General features: G+C 74.0%; 14 protein-coding genes. 10 read left to right on the top strand and 4 right to left on the bottom strand.

Going from position 1 to position 14,853, the window contains the following annotated elements; genetic code table 11:
• Window positions 1–124: 124 nt before the first annotated feature.
• The 6 genes from ACFRQN_RS08665 (at window position 125) to ACFRQN_RS08690 (ending at window position 7,450) form a co-directional block, all read left to right on the top strand.
• Window positions 125–1,435, top strand: coding sequence for an SUKH-4 family immunity protein (locus ACFRQN_RS08665; protein WP_380739273.1), 1,311 nt, complete (start codon window positions 125–127; stop codon window positions 1,433–1,435).
• A 118-nt stretch (window positions 1,436–1,553) separates the two neighbouring features.
• Window positions 1,554–2,516: a Ppx/GppA phosphatase family protein gene (locus tag ACFRQN_RS08670; RefSeq protein ID WP_049652204.1), complete on the top strand. Its 963-nt coding sequence runs from the start codon at window positions 1,554–1,556 to the stop codon at window positions 2,514–2,516.
• A 564-nt stretch (window positions 2,517–3,080) separates the two neighbouring features.
• Window positions 3,081–3,908, top strand: coding sequence for a sugar phosphate isomerase/epimerase family protein (locus tag ACFRQN_RS08675; RefSeq protein ID WP_380739298.1), 828 nt, complete (start codon window positions 3,081–3,083; stop codon window positions 3,906–3,908).
• Between the two features lie 46 nt (window positions 3,909–3,954).
• Window positions 3,955–4,725, top strand: coding sequence for a class I SAM-dependent methyltransferase (locus ACFRQN_RS08680; protein WP_074004028.1), 771 nt, complete (start codon window positions 3,955–3,957; stop codon window positions 4,723–4,725).
• A 224-nt stretch (window positions 4,726–4,949) separates the two neighbouring features.
• A complete protein-coding gene (gene ilvD / locus ACFRQN_RS08685) occupies window positions 4,950–6,794 on the top strand; it encodes a dihydroxy-acid dehydratase (RefSeq protein WP_049652202.1) in 1,845 nt (614 codons plus the stop codon).
• Window positions 6,795–6,919: 125 nt separating this feature from the next.
• Entirely contained in the window at window positions 6,920–7,450 is a 531-nt protein-coding gene (locus ACFRQN_RS08690) for a hypothetical protein (protein WP_380739276.1), read from the top strand.
• 6 nt (window positions 7,451–7,456) lie between these two features.
• On the opposite strand, the gene ACFRQN_RS08695 is transcribed toward ACFRQN_RS08690, so the two are convergent.
• Together ACFRQN_RS08695 and ACFRQN_RS08700 are read right to left on the bottom strand one after the other, a co-directional pair.
• Window positions 7,457–8,698 carry a hypothetical protein gene (locus ACFRQN_RS08695; RefSeq protein WP_380739278.1) on the bottom strand — a complete coding sequence of 414 codons (1,242 nt, stop codon included), beginning with the start codon at window positions 8,696–8,698 and terminating at the stop codon, window positions 7,457–7,459.
• A gap of 124 nt (window positions 8,699–8,822) precedes the next feature.
• The gene (locus tag ACFRQN_RS08700) at window positions 8,823–9,272 is read right to left on the bottom strand and encodes a hypothetical protein (RefSeq protein WP_147409126.1); all 450 of its coding nucleotides are present in this window, start codon (window positions 9,270–9,272) and stop codon (window positions 8,823–8,825) included.
• Between the two features lie 216 nt (window positions 9,273–9,488).
• Between ACFRQN_RS08700 and proC the strand changes: the two genes are divergently transcribed.
• On the top strand, window positions 9,489–10,316 hold the full coding sequence (gene proC, locus ACFRQN_RS08705) for a pyrroline-5-carboxylate reductase (RefSeq protein ID WP_049652199.1): 828 nt from the start codon (window positions 9,489–9,491) through the stop codon (window positions 10,314–10,316).
• Between the two features lie 175 nt (window positions 10,317–10,491).
• A complete protein-coding gene (locus tag ACFRQN_RS08710; RefSeq protein WP_074004056.1) occupies window positions 10,492–11,667 on the top strand; it encodes an MFS transporter in 1,176 nt (391 codons plus the stop codon).
• A gap of 53 nt (window positions 11,668–11,720) precedes the next feature.
• Here ACFRQN_RS08710 and ACFRQN_RS08715 read toward each other — a convergent pair whose 3' ends face one another.
• On the bottom strand, window positions 11,721–12,254 hold the full coding sequence (locus ACFRQN_RS08715; protein ID WP_380739280.1) for a hypothetical protein: 534 nt from the start codon (window positions 12,252–12,254) through the stop codon (window positions 11,721–11,723).
• Between the two features lie 124 nt (window positions 12,255–12,378).
• On the bottom strand, window positions 12,379–12,843 hold the full coding sequence (locus ACFRQN_RS08720; protein ID WP_049652197.1) for a DUF11 domain-containing protein: 465 nt from the start codon (window positions 12,841–12,843) through the stop codon (window positions 12,379–12,381).
• Window positions 12,844–13,081: 238 nt separating this feature from the next.
• Here ACFRQN_RS08720 and ACFRQN_RS08725 point away from each other — a divergent pair, with 238 nt between their 5' ends.
• Together ACFRQN_RS08725 and ACFRQN_RS08730 are read left to right on the top strand one after the other, a co-directional pair.
• Entirely contained in the window at window positions 13,082–14,278 is a 1,197-nt protein-coding gene (locus tag ACFRQN_RS08725) for an acetoin utilization protein AcuC (RefSeq protein ID WP_049652196.1), read from the top strand.
• A gap of 225 nt (window positions 14,279–14,503) precedes the next feature.
• Window positions 14,504–14,713, top strand: a complete 210-nt coding sequence (locus tag ACFRQN_RS08730; protein ID WP_045699258.1) for a helix-turn-helix domain-containing protein — start codon at window positions 14,504–14,506, stop codon at window positions 14,711–14,713.
• Window positions 14,714–14,853: the final 140 nt, after the last annotated feature.

The following is a 14,853-nucleotide window of genomic DNA, read 5'->3' on the forward strand; positions in this document are numbered from 1 at the left end:
CGGTCGTCGCATACCTCGTGGGGGAGGCGCAGGAAGTCGGCCGGGCCGACTTCCTGCGCGGGGCGGGGAGTCGGTGGGGGCGTAGGGTCGCGGGTCGGGCAGGGTCGGGGTCGGGGAGGGCCGGATGATTTCGCGGGCGCAGGCGGTGGAGGCGGGACAGCGGTGGATCAACGGGGATCTGCCGCAGGGGGCCGGGGTGGTGCGGCGGGTGTGCACCCATGAGTTCGAGCTCGGCTGGGTGGTGTGGGCGGAGCCCGCCCGGGTGGTGGTCGACCCGCGGACGGGGGAGCGGCGGGCGCCCGAGGAGGTGGGGGCGGCCTGCGCCGTGGTGGACCGGGAGAGCGGGCGGTTCACGGTGTGGCCCTCGGTGCCGGTGGACGAAGTGGTGGGGCTGTACCGGGACTTCGTCGGCGCGGGCGGCTACGACCCGACGCTCCCGCCGGCGACCGGCCGGGGCGCCAGGGCCGAGCTGACCTACCGGGACGGCACCGGCGAGGAGCGGTCGCTGGCCCTGCGGTCCGCGGCGGGCCTGCCGCACCCGGCGCTGCGCGGCTGGTGGTGGCTGCGCGAGCAGGGCGTCGCCGCCGAGGACGTGCTGGCCGTCCGGACCGACCTGCGGCCGAGCGCCCTGCCCGGCGGCTACTGGTCGTACGCGCTGGCCGCCGAACTGCCGGACGTTCAGGTCGACTTCGAGCTTCCGTACGGCCCGCGCTTCGACCACCGGGCCGCCGCCGTACGGGCGCTGCCCGCGCCGCCGGACGGTCCGGCCCGCAACCGGGTGCCCTTCCCCCGCGCGGTGTGTGACGCATCCGGCGCTCCCGGCACATCCGGCGAGCCCGACGCCGCGCTCGCCGCCCGGCTCGCGGAGCGGTTCGGCCCGGCGGGTGTCCAGCGCTTCGAGCCGGCCGACGTCGCCCGCGCCGAACTGCCCGGGGACGCGGCCGCGCTGCTGCTAGCGGTGGGCGTCCCGGTGGCCGTGCCGGGGTTCTTCGCGCTGCACCACCCGGGCGCGGAGGCGATCGCTGACGGCACCCGCCAGGGCACCGTCCTGCCCCCGCTCGCCGCGCACCTGGCCGGACTCGGCCGCGGCACCCGGGTGGCCGAGCGGGAGCGCCTGGCGCTCGCCGGGCAGCTGGTGCTGGGGACGGACGGCTGGGCGCTGCTGGCCCTCGACCCGGTGGACGGCGCCGTCCGTGCGGTGGACCCGGACTACGCGACCGCCCGCCACTGCAACGCGGACCTGCGCGCCTTCGTCCGCTGCCTGGAGGTGTTCGCCGGCTGGTGGCCGGCTCTGCGCGGGCTCGACCCGGTGGCCGCGGGCGGGGCGGTGGACGCCCTGCAGCGCGCGCTGGCGGCCGTGGACGGCACGGTCTTCGCCGACCCGGAGAACTGGTGGGCCGTCATCGTCGAGCAGCTGTGGGACGGCCTCCTCTGACGGACGGCGGACCGCCGGAAGACCGGCCCGCCCACCGGCCCGCGGACCGGTTGCGGACCGGCGCGAATACCGTCGCACCCCCTCTCACCAGGGCCCGGATCGCGTAGCGTGGAGAGTTATGCGACTCGGTGTGCTCGACGTAGGTTCCAACACGGTCCACTTCCTCGTGGTGGACGCCCATCCGGGCGCTGCTCCGCTGCCCGCGTACTCGCACAAGGCCGAGCTGCGTCTGGCGGAGCTGCTGGACGAGGACGGTGCGATAAGCGAGGCCGGGGTCGAGCGGCTGGTCGGCCACGTCGCGTCCTCGCTGCGGGTCGCCGAGGACAAGGGCGTCGTCGACATCCTCCCGTTCGCGACCTCCGCCGTGCGCGAGGCCGCCAACGGTGAGGAGGTGCTGCGCCGGGTGGCCGCCGAGACCGGCGTCGAGCTGCGCGTGCTCTCCGGGCAGGACGAGGCCCGGCTCACCTTCCTGGCCGTCCGCCGCTGGTTCGGCTGGTCCTCGGGCCGGCTGCTCAACCTGGACATCGGCGGCGGTTCGCTGGAGATCGCCTGCGGCCTGGACGAGCAGCCGGACGTCGCCTGCTCGCTGCCGCTGGGCGCCGGCCGGCTGACCGCCCGCTGGCTGCCGGGGGACGTCGCCGACCCGGAGGGGCTGCGCGAGCTGAGACGCCACATCCGGGCCGAGCTCGCCACCGTGGTCGGCGAGATCACCCGGCTCGGCCCGGCCCGGCACGCGGTCGCCACCTCCAAGACCTTCAAGCAGCTGGCCCGGATGACCGGCGCCGCCCCCGCCGACGCCGGTCCGTACACCGACCGCCGGCTCACCCGCAGCGGGCTGGCCGCCTGGCTGCCCCGGCTGTCCGCGATGACCGTCGCCGAGCGCGCCCGGATCCCCGGAGTCTCCGAGGGCCGGGCCAAGCAGCTGCTGGCCGGCGCGCTGGTCGCCGATGCCGCGATGGACCTGTTCGGGCTGGAGGAGCTGGACGTCTGTCCGTGGGCGCTGCGCGAGGGCATCATCCTGCGCCGCCTGGACACCATGGACAGCCCGGCCGACCGCCGCCGCCCGGCGCTCACCCCGTAAGCCGGGCGCGCACCCCGGGGCGCGCACGCGGGCGGCCGCCCGGACAGTCGTCCGGACCCGTCCCGACCGACCGCCGACCGACCGCCCCGGGGCAACGTGCCGATGGTCACTGCGCCGGTCATCCCGCCCCGTTCGCCGCGTGCTCCGCATACGCTGTCTCCCGTGGTGCAACCAGCGGGCGAGGACGGAACGCAGGAGGACCGCACTCCCGGGAGCGGGCAGTCGCGGCCGGACGGCCCGCGCCGCAGGCTCGGCAAGGCGGTCACGGGCGCCACCGCCGCCCAGGCCGCCAAGCAGGCCTCGAAGGCGGTCAAGGCCGCCCAGCGCACCGCGAAGACCGCCGCGGCGAAGACGGCGAGAACGGCGAAGACGCCCACCACGAAGCAGTCCACCGCGAAGCAGCCCGCCCCGAAGACGAAGCAGCCCGCCGCCAAGGCCGCCCCGAAGGAGACCCGCACCGCCCGGGCCGCCGGCGCCGCCAAGGCCGCCGTCCAGTCCGTCCGCTCGGTCAAGGCCGCCAAGCGGGACGCCGCCCGCCCGCCGCTGCTGCGCACCACCGACCGGCTGGTGCTGCCCCGGCACCCGGCCCTGCACATCCCGGACACCAAGGTGGCGCTGTCCACCGCCTCGGTGTACCCGGCGAGCACCGCCGTCGCCTTCGAGCTGGCCGCCAAGCTCGGCTACGACGGGGTCGAGGTGATGGTCTGGAACGACCCGGTCAGCCAGGACATCGACGCCCTGCGCCGGCTCTCGGACGCCCACCGGCTGCCCATCCTGGCCGTGCACGCGCCCTGCCTGCTGATCACCCAGCGGGTGTGGAGCACCGACCCGTGGACCAAGCTGGTCCGGGCCCGGGCGGCGGCCGAGAAGCTCGGCGCGAGCACCGTGGTCGTCCACCCGCCGTTCCGCTGGCAGCGCCAGTACGCCCGGGAGTTCGTCGAAGGGATCCATCGGATGGCGGGCGAGACCGACGTCCGCTTCGCCGTCGAGAACATGTACCCGTGGCGCTACCGCGACCGCGAGATGCTCGCGTACGCCCCCGGCTGGGACGTCACCGACGAGGAGTACCGGCACTTCACCATCGACCTCTCGCACGCGGCCACCTCCCGGATCGACACCTTCGCCATGGTCGAGCGGATGGGCGACCGGCTCGCCCACGTCCACCTGGCCGACGGCAGCGGCTCCGGCAAGGACGAGCACCTGATCCCCGGCCGCGGCAAGCAGCCCTGCGCCGAGCTGCTGGAGCACCTCGCCCGGACCGGCTTCGACGGCCACGTGGTGCTGGAGGTCAACACCCGCCGCTCGGCCTCCCCCGCCGAACGCGAGGCCGACCTGGCCGAGGCCCTCGCTTTTACCCGCTTGCACCTGGCCACCCCCTCGCGCGTACGCTGAGCCGTCCGGTCCGCCCGGGCGTCAACTGCCGTACGAAGGGGGACGCATGACGGAGAGTCGGAACTACCGCGAGGCCGCCGCGAGCTTCGGCGGGGTCGCCGCCGAGTACGAGCAGGGCCGCCCCGGCTATCCCGACGAGCTGTTCGACGCGCTGGAGCGGCTCTGGGGTCGCGGCCTCGCCGGTGCCCGGGTCCTGGACGTCGGCGCCGGGACGGGCATCGCCACCCGGCTGCTGGCCGCGCGTGGCGCGGAGGTCGTCGCCGTCGAGCCCAGCCCCGGGATGGCCGCCCGGTTCCTGGCCTCCTCGCCGGGCCTGCCGCTGGTCCGGGGCACCGGTGACGACCTGCCCTTCCACGACGGGTCCGTCGACCTGGTCGCCTACGCCCAGGCCTTCCACTGGACGTACCCCGAGAAGTCCGTCCCCGAGGCGGTCCGGGTGCTGCGGCCCGGGGGCGCCGTCGCCGCCTGGTGGAACGTGTACGACGAGACCGTGCCGTGGATCCGGGCCAGGAGCGAGCGGATGGCCGCCGCCCTCCCCGGCCGCTTCCACGGCTACGGCGGGATCAGCGGCCACGTCGGGCACTTCGCCCCGGCCGGCCTCGTGGTCGAACGGACGGCACTGCGCTGGGAGCGGCGGGTCACCGTCGAGCACGTGCTCACCGACCTCACCTCCCGCTCCTACCTGGCCTCGCTCAGCCCCGAGGAGCGCGCGCCGGTGCTGGCCGCCGAACGGGAGGCCATGGTCGCCGCGTTCCCGGACGGCGTCGTGGTCGAGCCGTTCAGCCTGGACCTCACCGTGGCCGTCAAGCCCGGCTGACGCCCGGAGCCCGCACCGCCGTCCGCTGCCTGCCCGCACCGCCGTCCGCTCGCGTTGCTGCCCGCCCGCCCGCATCGTTGCCCGCCCGCCCGCGTCCCCGCCTGCCCGCATCGCGGACGGACCGTCCGCCGGCCGGACGGCGGGCGTAGGCTCGGTACCCACAGCGGCCCCCGAACCCTCCCAGCAGCGGGGTGCCCGCGAGAGCCCCGAAGGAGTGGAGCACAGTGCCCGAGCTGAGGTCCCGTACGGTCACCCACGGTCGCAACATGGCAGGCGCCCGGGCGCTTCTCCGGGCGGCCGGCGTAGCCCGCGAGGACTTCGGCAAGCCGATCATCGCGGTGGCCAACTCCTTCACCGAGTTCGTCCCCGGGCACACCCACCTCCAGCCGGTCGGCCGGATCGTCTCCGAGGCGATCAAGCAGGCGGGCGGCATCCCGCGCGAGTTCAACACCATCGCCGTGGACGACGGCATCGCGATGGGCCACGGCGGCATGCTCTACTCGCTGCCCTCGCGCGACCTGATCGCCGACTCGGTCGAGTACATGGTCAACGCGCACTGCGCCGACGCCCTGATCTGCATCTCCAACTGCGACAAGATCACCCCGGGCATGCTGATGGCCGCGCTGCGCCTGAACATCCCGACCGTCTTCGTCTCCGGCGGCCCGATGGAGGCCGGCAAGGCCACCCTGGTCGACGGCACCGTGCGCAAGCTCGACCTGGTCGACGCGATCTCCCAGGCGGTCAACGAGAACGTCTCCGACGAGGACATCGCGATCATCGAGGAGAACGCCTGTCCCACCTGCGGCTCGTGCTCCGGCATGTTCACCGCCAACTCGATGAACTGCCTGACCGAGGCGATCGGCCTCTCGCTGCCGGGCAACGGCTCGGTGCTCGCCACCCACACCGCCCGCCGGGCCCTGTACGAGCGGGCCGGGCAGAACGTCGTCGAGATCGCGAACCGCTACTACGGCGGTGACGACGCCTCGGTGCTGCCCCGGGCGATCGCCACCCGCGCCGCCTTCGAGAACGCCATGGCCCTGGACATCGCCATGGGCGGCTCGACCAACACCATCCTGCACCTGCTCGCCGCCGCCCAGGAGGCCGAGCTGGACTTCGACATGCGGGCCATCGACGCGATCTCCCGCAAGGTGCCCTGCCTGTCCAAGGTCGCGCCGAACGGCTCGTACTACATGGAGGACGTGCACCGGGCCGGCGGCATCCCGGCCATCCTCGGCGAGCTGTACCGGGCCGGGCTGCTCAACGAGGACGTCCACACCGTGCACGCCGACTCGCTCGCCGAGTGGCTCAAGACCTGGGACGTGCGCGGCGGTTCGCCGTCCGCCGAGGCCGTCGAGCTGTGGCACGCCGCCCCCGGCTGCGTCCGCTCCGCCGAGGCCTTCTCGCAGTCCGAGCGCTGGGAGTCGCTGGACACCGACTCGGCCAAGGGCTGCATCCGCAGCGCCGAGCACGCCTACTCGGTCGAGGGCGGTTTGGCCGTGCTGTACGGCAACCTCGCCGAGGACGGCTGCATCGTGAAGACCGCCGGCGTGGACGAGTCGATCTGGACCTTCAGCGGCCCGGCCGTCGTGGTCGAGTCCCAGGAGGACGCGGTCGAGGCGATCCTCGCCAAGCGGGTCAAGGAGGGCGACGTCGTCGTCATCCGCTACGAGGGCCCCAGGGGCGGCCCGGGCATGCAGGAGATGCTCTACCCGACCTCCTTCCTGAAGGGCCGGGGCCTGGGCAAGGCCTGCGCGCTGGTCACCGACGGCCGCTTCTCCGGCGGCACCTCGGGCCTGTCCATCGGCCACGCCTCCCCGGAGGCGGCCTCCGGCGGCACCATCGCGCTGGTCGAGGACGGCGACACCATCGCCATCGACATCCCCGGCCGCCGGATCTCCCTGGAGGTCCCGGACGAGGTGCTGGCCGAGCGCCGCCGCGTCCTGGAGGCCACGGGCGGCTACCGGCCGAAGAACCGCGAGCGCCAGGTCAGCCAGGCCCTGCGGGCCTACGCCGCGATGGCCACCTCCGCCGACAAGGGCGCCGTCCGCGACGTGTCCAAGCTCGGCTGAGCCCGAGGCGAACACCGGGCCCGCACGGAACCGGAACACCGGGCCCGTACGGAACGAGGAGGAGCCGTCCCACCGGCCGGGACGGCTCCTCCGCCGTGTGCGGCGGTCGGGTGATAATCGACGGCGTGAGCGAGCAGCCCCCCCCCCCCCCCCCCACTCCCGCCGGCGCCCCCGAGCCGGAGCCGATCCGCTTCTTCGGCACGTCCTGGCTCAACCGGGACAACGGCTACTGGCTGCGCCGGGTCGGCGTCTCGGCCGGTGCCCTGGCCGCGACCGCCGCCGCCGTGCTGGTGCTGCGCTTCGGCATCGAGGGCATCGCGCTCTCCGAGGACGGCACCTTCCTCAACGGGCTGCTGACCGCCGCCATCGCGGTCTGCTCGATGATGGCCGTACGGCGCACCTGGAAGGTGCTCACCGAGGGCCGGGACCAGCTGACCGGCTGGATGGCCGAGGACAAGTCGCTCGGCGCGGTCTGGCTGATCGGCGGGGCCGGCAGCCTGGCCGCCTACTTCGTCCGCAGCCTGGTCGAGGCTCCCGGCGAGGCGGTCCGGCGGGCCGCCCACGAGCGGGCCGTCGCCCAGTACGAGAAGCGCCAGGCGGGCCGCGGCCGCCGGCCCGACACCAAGGCGCCGGGCCGGGCCAAGCGCAAGCGCTGACGGCGGTCAGGTCCGGCTGGCGGAGCCGCAGTTCCCGGTGCCCGGCGGCACCCGGTCCCGGTCGTACGGGTCCGCGGTCGGCCCGGTCGGTACCGGGCCGGGCCGGGTGGACCGGTCGAACTCCGGGTGCAGGAAGCCGTCGTAGCGGCCGCAGGTGCTGTTGCCGAAGCTCTCCACGGTCTCGTCGATCGCGAGCTTCCCCGGATCGACCTGGTACTTGGCCGGGTCGTAGAAGTGGAAGGTGTCCACCTGCCGGACGATGGTCCGGACCGTCTCCGCGAGGTCCGCGGAGCCGTTCGCCGAGGCCGCCTGGTCGGCCGTCTTCGGGCCGGGGCGCAGCGCGTACACGTAGCTGACGTCGGCCCGCATCAGGACGCCGTTCTCCCCGTCGGCCGTGACGTCGATCCGGCCCCGCACCTTGACCACGTCGGTGACCGGGACGGCCTCCCGCGGGTCGAAGCGGGTGAACCAGGCGGTGGGGTCACTGGTCGCCGAGGGGTGGTCCAGCGACGCGGCCGCGGCCTCCCGGGTGCGGCCGTCGAGCATCGCCAGCGCGGCGTCCGGGCGGCCGCCGGACACCACCTTCGGGTCCAGGTGGGCCGCCGCCAGGTAGGCCCGCACCGACTGCAGCCGGGCGGCCACCTCGTCGGCACCGAACGCGCCGGTGGCCCGGGGGGTCTTCGGCAGTTCGATCCCGTCCGTGCCGGCGGCCCAGTCCTCGGCGGGGGAGCCGGCCCACGGGTGGTCGGGGGTCGGCTGCCGTCCGTCGCGCTCCGCCGCCGGGCTCGCGGAGACCGGGTGGTCGGAGGCGTAGCCGAAGTGGGTGGAGTACCAGAGCTTCAGCCCGTCGATGTTCAGTGCCACGAGCAGTACGGCGACGGTCAGCAGGACGTAGAGCGGCGTGCGCCACTCCAGGCGGCGGCGCGGACGCGGGTCGCCCCACGCGTCGACCGCCCGCGCCGGGCGAACGGGCTTGCGGACGGGCTTGCGGCGGAAGCGGTGCCCGCGCGCCGGGGGGCCGTCGTTGACCGAGCGGCGGCCGCCCGGATCGACCGGCGGGGTGTGCTTCCAGCGGGCGGACAGCATGCGGGTGCGCCCGCTCTGCTCCTTGACGGTGGCGCTGCGGACGAACTCCTCGTCCAGGACGAGGTCGGCGAACGGGTCCTTCCGGCCCGCCCCGGACGGGTCGGACCCGTTCGGCTCGTCGCCCCCGGCGGGGCGCGGTTCCGGTTCTTCGGCGATCGGCATCGCGCCAGTATGCCGACGGGGTCTGACGATCCGTCGATCGGGGGCACACCGTGTGGTGAACACCTGTGCGTCGTCCGCGGGACCGGTGCCGTTCGTCCGGAAGCGCGCCGGTGCGGGCGCCCGCTCAGTCCTTGCCGCGGGCCTGCTTGACCGAGCCGACCACCCCGGCGATCGCCAGCAGCAGGCCGGCCGGCAGCAGCGAGATGAAGAAGGCGCCGAACAGGCCTTCGTCGCCGAGGAACAGCTGGGCCAGCGTGTTCAGGACCAGCAGCCCGCCGGCGGCCGGGAGCGCCGACTGCCAGGGGTGCTCGTTCGCCCAGCGGCGCAGCCTCCGGTCGGTGGTGTCGCGCCGCAGCCGGCCGCCGACGGTGCCGACCAGGAAGAAGAAGAACAGGCCCCAGCCGGCCGGTGAGGCCAGCATGCTCAGCGACCAGTCCCCGGTGATCGCATCGATCCCCAGGGCCGTCGCCCCCACCACCGCACCGACCCCCGCGGCGGTCCGCCACGGGCCCACGGTCGCCGAGGCGACGGCGAGTTGCCGGTTCTCACGTCGGGACATTTCGTCGTGTGCCATGGCTCCACGGTGCGCCCGCGGGAGCCGGGAGGCCATAGGGGAAACCCCCGAGATTTCTCCCTAGGGGCCTGTCCTCCGGCAGGCGGCCGGGTGGGCAGCGACCACGGAGCGGACGGTCCCCGCGCGGGCGGCGACCACGGAGCGGACGATCCCCGCGCGGGCCGCCGGGCGGTGCGAGGATGGCGGCAGTACCGAGGCAAGGAGCGGGAGCGGACCATGGGCAGCAGCGGAGCACACGGACAGAAGATCGCCTTCCTGGGCACCGGCAAGATCGGCGAGGCCCTGCTCTCCGGTCTGCTGCGGGCCGGCAAGGACCCGGCCGACGTCCTGGTGACCGCCCGCCGTCCCGAGCGAGCGGCCGAACTCGCCGACCGCTACGGCGTGGTGGCCGTCTCCAACGCCGAGGCCGCCAAGCTCGCCGACACCCTGATCCTCGCGGTCAAGCCGCAGGACATGGGCGCCCTGCTGGAGGAGCTGGCCCCGCACGTCGGCGCGGACCGGCTGGTGATCTCGGCCGCGGCCGGCGTTCCCACCGCCTGGTTCGAGGAGCGGCTCGCGGCGGGCACCCCGGTGGTCCGGGTGATGCCCAACACCCCGGTCCTGGTGGACGAGGGGATGAGCGTCATCTCGGCGGGCTCGCACGCGGGCGAGGAGCACCTGGCGCGGGCCGAGGAGATCTTCAGCTCGGTCGGCAAGGCGCTGCGGCTGCCCGAGTCCCAGCAGGACGCGGCCACCGCGCTGTCCGGCTCCGGGCCGGCCTACTTCTACTTCCTGGTGGAGGCGATGACCGACGCCGGCATCCTGCTCGGGCTGCCCCGGCAGGTGGCGCACGACCTGATCGTGCAGTCCGCGATCGGCGCCTCGGTGATGCTGCGGGACTCCGGCGAGCACCCGGTGAAGCTGCGCGAGGCGGTCACCTCCCCGGCCGGCACGACCATCGCGGCGATCCGCGAGCTGGAGAACCACGGGGTGCGGGCCGCCCTGCTCGGCGCCCTGGAGGCGGCCCGGGACCGCTCCCGGGAGCTGGCCTCGGGCGGGAAATGACCGCTGCGCGACCCCTCCCGTAATCGCGGCGCACCCCCTACGCTCTCGCCAACATCGTCCTACCGGCCGGTAGCGCGGTTCGTGTGGAGTCCGCCTGGAGGTCCGCTTGAGTGCCGCCCCGCCCGTGGTCCCGCCCGTTCCGCCCGCCGCGTCGCCGTCCCCGGTGGCGCCCGGTCTGCGCACCGGGCGGGCCGCGCTCGCCGCCGCCTTCCTGCTCCAGGGCGTCACCTTCGCCCTGCTGGTCACCTGCATCCCGGAGATCCAGCACCGGTACGGGCTGAGCGACGGGCTGCTGCCGGTCTTCCTGGCCGCGGTGCCGGTGCTGGCCGGGGCCGGGTCGATCGCCTCCGAGCGGCTGGTGAAGCGCACCGGCGCGCGGGCCGTGCTGCGGGTGGTCCAGCCCGCCGTCTGCCTGAGCCTGGCGGCCGCCGGACTGGGCGGGGCACTGTGGCAACTCGCCCTGGCGCTGGGCGCGTTCGGGCTGCTGGTGGGCGCGCTGGACGCCAGTATGAACATGCTCGGGGTGGGGCTCCAGCACCGCTACGGCCGCTCGATCATGATCGGTTTCCACGCCGCGTTCAGCCTCGGCGGCATCCTCGGCGCGGCCCTCGCGGGCCTCGGCTCGCACTACGACCTCGGGCTGCCGCTGCTGTTCGGCACGGCCGCCGCCGTGATCGCCCCGCTCGCCCTGCTGGCCGGCGCCTTCTTCGCCGGTCCGGCCGAACTCGGCGACGCCGTCCGGGAGGCCGCAGAGGCCGCCGCCCGGTCCGTCCCCTGGCGTCCGCTGCTGCCGCTCTGCCTGGCGATGGCCTTCGCGTACATCGCGGACTCCTCGGTCTCCAACTACAGCGTCAAGTACCTCACCGACGGGCTGGGCAGCCGGGAGGACCTCGCCAAGCTCTCCTACCTGGGCTACATGGTCGCGATGCTGCTCGGCCGGGCCCTGGGCGACCGCGCGGTGCAGCGCTTCGGCGCCGTCCCGGTGGTCCGCGTCGGTGCCGCGCTGGCCGCGCTCGGCTTCGGCCTCGCCGCGGTCGCGCCCGCCGCCTGGGCGGGCATCGCCGGCTTCACCGTGCTGGGCTTCGGCATCTGCGCGATCATCCCGCAGGTGTTCGCGGCCGGCGGCCGGCTCTTCCCGGCCGACTCGGACGCCGCGGTGGCCCGGCTCAACCTCTTCAACTACGTGGGCTTCCTGGTCGGTTCGCCGCTGGTCGGGGCGATCGCGGACGCGAGCTCGTACCGCTGGGCGCTGCTCGCCCCGATGCTGCTGGTGCTCGCCGTCCTGCCGCTGGCCGACCGCTTCGCGCCGGCGCCGGCGCAGGCGCAGGCGGTGGCCCCCGCCGCCGGGTGACGGTCCCGGCCCCCGCCGCCGGGTGACGGCGGGGGCGGTCGGAGGGGCGGGGGTCAGCTGATCACGGTCTGCAGGCCGGGCATGCCGTCGAGGAAGGGGCCGCTCCTGGTCTTGACGACCGGGTAGCCGTACTCGGCGTAGACGTACGGGGCCCAGTTCAGTGTGTACGACCCGGTCCAGGGCGGTGTGGAGGTGATCTTGACGGTGGCCGTGACGGTGCGGGTGGCGCCCGGCGCGATCGGCACCGTGGGATGGAAGTTGACGGAGTTGCCGCCGAACACGCAGTCCACCTGGTCCCCGCCGCAGCCGGTGAAGGTGAACGCGCCGGTCAGCTGGTTGGAGGGGAAGCTCGGCCCGATCCACTCGTACGCGAAGGTGATGGGGGCGGATTCGGTGTTGGTGAGGGAGAGGGTCAGGGTCAGTTCATCGCCCGGTGCCGCCGTCTTCTTGTCGACGGAGGCCGAGACGCCGGTGATCACGCCGTCGTCGCGGGTGGTGGCGGAGGCCGGCTGGGCGGCGAAGATCAGGCCAAGTCCCAGTACCGTGGCGAGAATTACCCCGACGCGTTGCACGCTGAATGGCTTCATGGCGGATGAGAATAGGGAGTTGTGAAGGCCGCGTCTGCGGCTCCTTCACGCCATCTTCAACCGTTGCCGGAAAGCCCTTGCCCCCGCCGTCGGGTGACGGCGGGGGCGTTCGACGGGACGGGGGTCAGCTGATCACGGTCTGGAGCGAGGGCACCCCGAAGGTCCAGGTCTGGTCCTTGGCGGTGCCGGTGGTGCCCACCTGGCCGAACTCGTAGTAGACGTACGGCGCCCAGTTCAGCGTGTACGGGGCGGTGCCCCACGCCGGGGTGTCGGTGATCTTGACGGTGAGCGTGACGCTCTTCGTCGCGCCAGGTGCGATCGGCGCGTTGAAGTGGAAGTTGGCGCTGTTCCCGGTGAACGCGCAGTCGGAGGTGTCACCGGTGCAGCCGGTGATGGTGAACGCTCCGGCCTGCGTGTTGGCCGGCCAGGTCGGCTGGACGGCCTCGTAGGCGAAGTAGATGGGACTGTTCTCACTGTTGGTGAGCGACAGCGTCAGGGTCAGCTGGTCTCCCGCCTTCGCCGTCGACTTGTCGACCGCGAAGGTGGTGCCGCTGACCGCGGCGGAGGCCGGCTGGGCGGCAAAGAACACGCCAAAACCCAGTATTGCAGCGAGAATTACCCCAAGGCGTTGCACGCTGAATGGCTTCATGGCGGAGAGGATATGGAGTCGCAAAGCTTTTGTCTGCACCGCCTCAACACCCGCCTCCACAGTCGCCCCACAACTTCCGTAGTTTCATCGCGCACCTGCCGCCCGGCCGTCCCCACGAGCGCCGCCCCGGCGCGCCCTGACGGCGGCCCGGCCACCGCCACCCGCTACGGTGGAGGCCATGCCCGAAGCCGAGCGTGACACCCCCTGCGGCCTGCACCTCTTCTGGGACGAGGCCGTCACCGCCTACGACTTCGGCCCCGGCCACCCGATGGACCCGACCCGGCTGGCCCTCACCATGCGTCTGGTCGAGGCCCTCGGACTGGACACCGGCCCCGGGGTGACCGTCCGCTCCGCTCCGCCCGCCGGCGACTCCACCCTCCGGCTGGTGCACACCCGGGAGTACGTCGAGGCGGTCCGGAACGCCGCCGCCCACCCCGACCGCTCCGACCCGCTGCACGGACTCGGCACCGACGACAACTGGTCCTTCCCGGCGATCCACTCGGCCTCCGCGCTGATCGCCGGCCAGTCGGTGGCCGCCGCCGAGGCGGTCTGGCGCGGCGAGACCCCGCACGCCGTCAACTTCGCCGGCGGACTGCACCACGCGATGCCCGGCAAGGCCTCCGGCTTCTGCGTCTACAACGACCCGGCGCTGGCCATCGCCCGGCTGCTCGAACTCGGCGCCGAGCGGGTCGCCTACGTCGACGTGGACGTCCACCACGGCGACGGCGTCCAGGCGGCCTTCTGGAACGACCCCCGGGTGCTCACCGTCTCGCTGCACGAGCACCCCGCCACGCTCTTCCCGCAGAGCGGCTGGTCGATCGAGACCGGCGGCGAGGACGCCCCCGGCTCCGCCGCCAACCTGCCGCTGCCCGCGGGCACCGGCGACGCGGGCTGGCTGCGCGCCTTCCACGCCCTGGTGCCCGAACTGCTCGACGCCTTCCGGCCGCAGGTCCTGGTCACCCAGCACGGCGCCGACACCCACCTGGAGGACCCGCTCGCCCACCTCGCCGTCACCGTGGACGCCCAGCGGCTGATCGCCGAGGCGCTGCACGACCTCGCCCACCAGCACGCCGGCGGCCGCTGGGTGGCCACCGGCGGGGGCGGCTACGCGGTGGTGGACGTCGTCCCGCGCACCTGGACCCACCTGGTCGCCACCGCCGCCGCCCGGCCCGTCGACCCGGCCACCGAGACCCCCGAGTCCTGGCGCGCCGAGGTCTACCGCCGCACCCGCCGCCCGGCCCCGCTGCGGATGACCGACGGCGCCCGCCCGGCCTGGCGCGACTTCGACTCGGGTTACGATCCGGCCGACCGACTCGATCAGGCCATCCTCGCCACCCGCCGCGCGGTGTTCCCCCACCACGGACTGCTGGCCTGAACCCGCCGTCCCGGAAGTGCCCAGCCCGGGAGGTGCGTACGCCGGGCGGTGCCATCCGCAGAGCGGCGACGTACTGCAACCGTCCTATCTCCCACCGTACGAGGACTGCACTTCCCCTCTTCCCACTGGTACCACCCATAACTACTCTGGGGATACACGTGTGCCGGTGGAGTCACCGGAGGGGAAGCCGGTGCCTTGCACACGGGTAAGGGTCGGGTGATGGTCATGAGTTCCGTCGAGCGCCCCCTTCAGGAAGTCGTCTTCCTGACCGTGGCGGAGGTCGCCGCGGTCATGCGGGTGTCCAAGATGACGGTGTACCGGCTGGTGCACAGCGGAGAGCTGCCGGCCATCCGGGTCGGACGGTCCTTCCGGGTGCCCCAGCAGGCGGTGCACGAGTACCTCAAGGAGTCCTACGTGCGGCTCGAGAGCGCGTAGCGGCGGCGCGCGGGTGCGGGTCCACGACCGTTGGACCCGCCCCCGTTCGCCGTGGATTTCCCGCGAGTTTCCCGGTCCCGGGGAACACGATTACGGCCTTCGCACCATCGACGGTAGGCTAGGCCCTCACGTCAGTCGTA

Source organism: Kitasatospora sp. NPDC056800 (genome assembly GCF_042789775.1).
Classification (GTDB): domain Bacteria; phylum Actinomycetota; class Actinomycetes; order Streptomycetales; family Streptomycetaceae; genus Kitasatospora.

Coding starts and splice junctions, on each gene's coding strand:
- ACFRQN_RS08670 (WP_049652204.1), top strand. CDS start 1,554: ATGCGACTCGGTGTGCTCGACGTAGGTTCCAACACGGTCCACTTCCTC.
- ACFRQN_RS08730 (WP_045699258.1), top strand. CDS start 14,504: ATGAGTTCCGTCGAGCGCCCCCTTCAGGAAGTCGTCTTCCTGACCGTG.
- ACFRQN_RS08695 (WP_380739278.1), bottom strand. CDS start 8,698: ATGCCGATCGCCGAAGAACCGGAACCGCGCCCCGCCGGGGGCGACGAG.
- ACFRQN_RS08680 (WP_074004028.1), top strand. CDS start 3,955: ATGACGGAGAGTCGGAACTACCGCGAGGCCGCCGCGAGCTTCGGCGGG.
- ACFRQN_RS08715 (WP_380739280.1), bottom strand. CDS start 12,254: ATGAAGCCATTCAGCGTGCAACGCGTCGGGGTAATTCTCGCCACGGTA.
- ACFRQN_RS08665 (WP_380739273.1), top strand. CDS start 125: ATGATTTCGCGGGCGCAGGCGGTGGAGGCGGGACAGCGGTGGATCAAC.
- ACFRQN_RS08700 (WP_147409126.1), bottom strand. CDS start 9,272: ATGGCACACGACGAAATGTCCCGACGTGAGAACCGGCAACTCGCCGTC.
- ACFRQN_RS08725 (WP_049652196.1), top strand. CDS start 13,082: ATGCCCGAAGCCGAGCGTGACACCCCCTGCGGCCTGCACCTCTTCTGG.
- proC (WP_049652199.1), top strand. CDS start 9,489: ATGGGCAGCAGCGGAGCACACGGACAGAAGATCGCCTTCCTGGGCACC.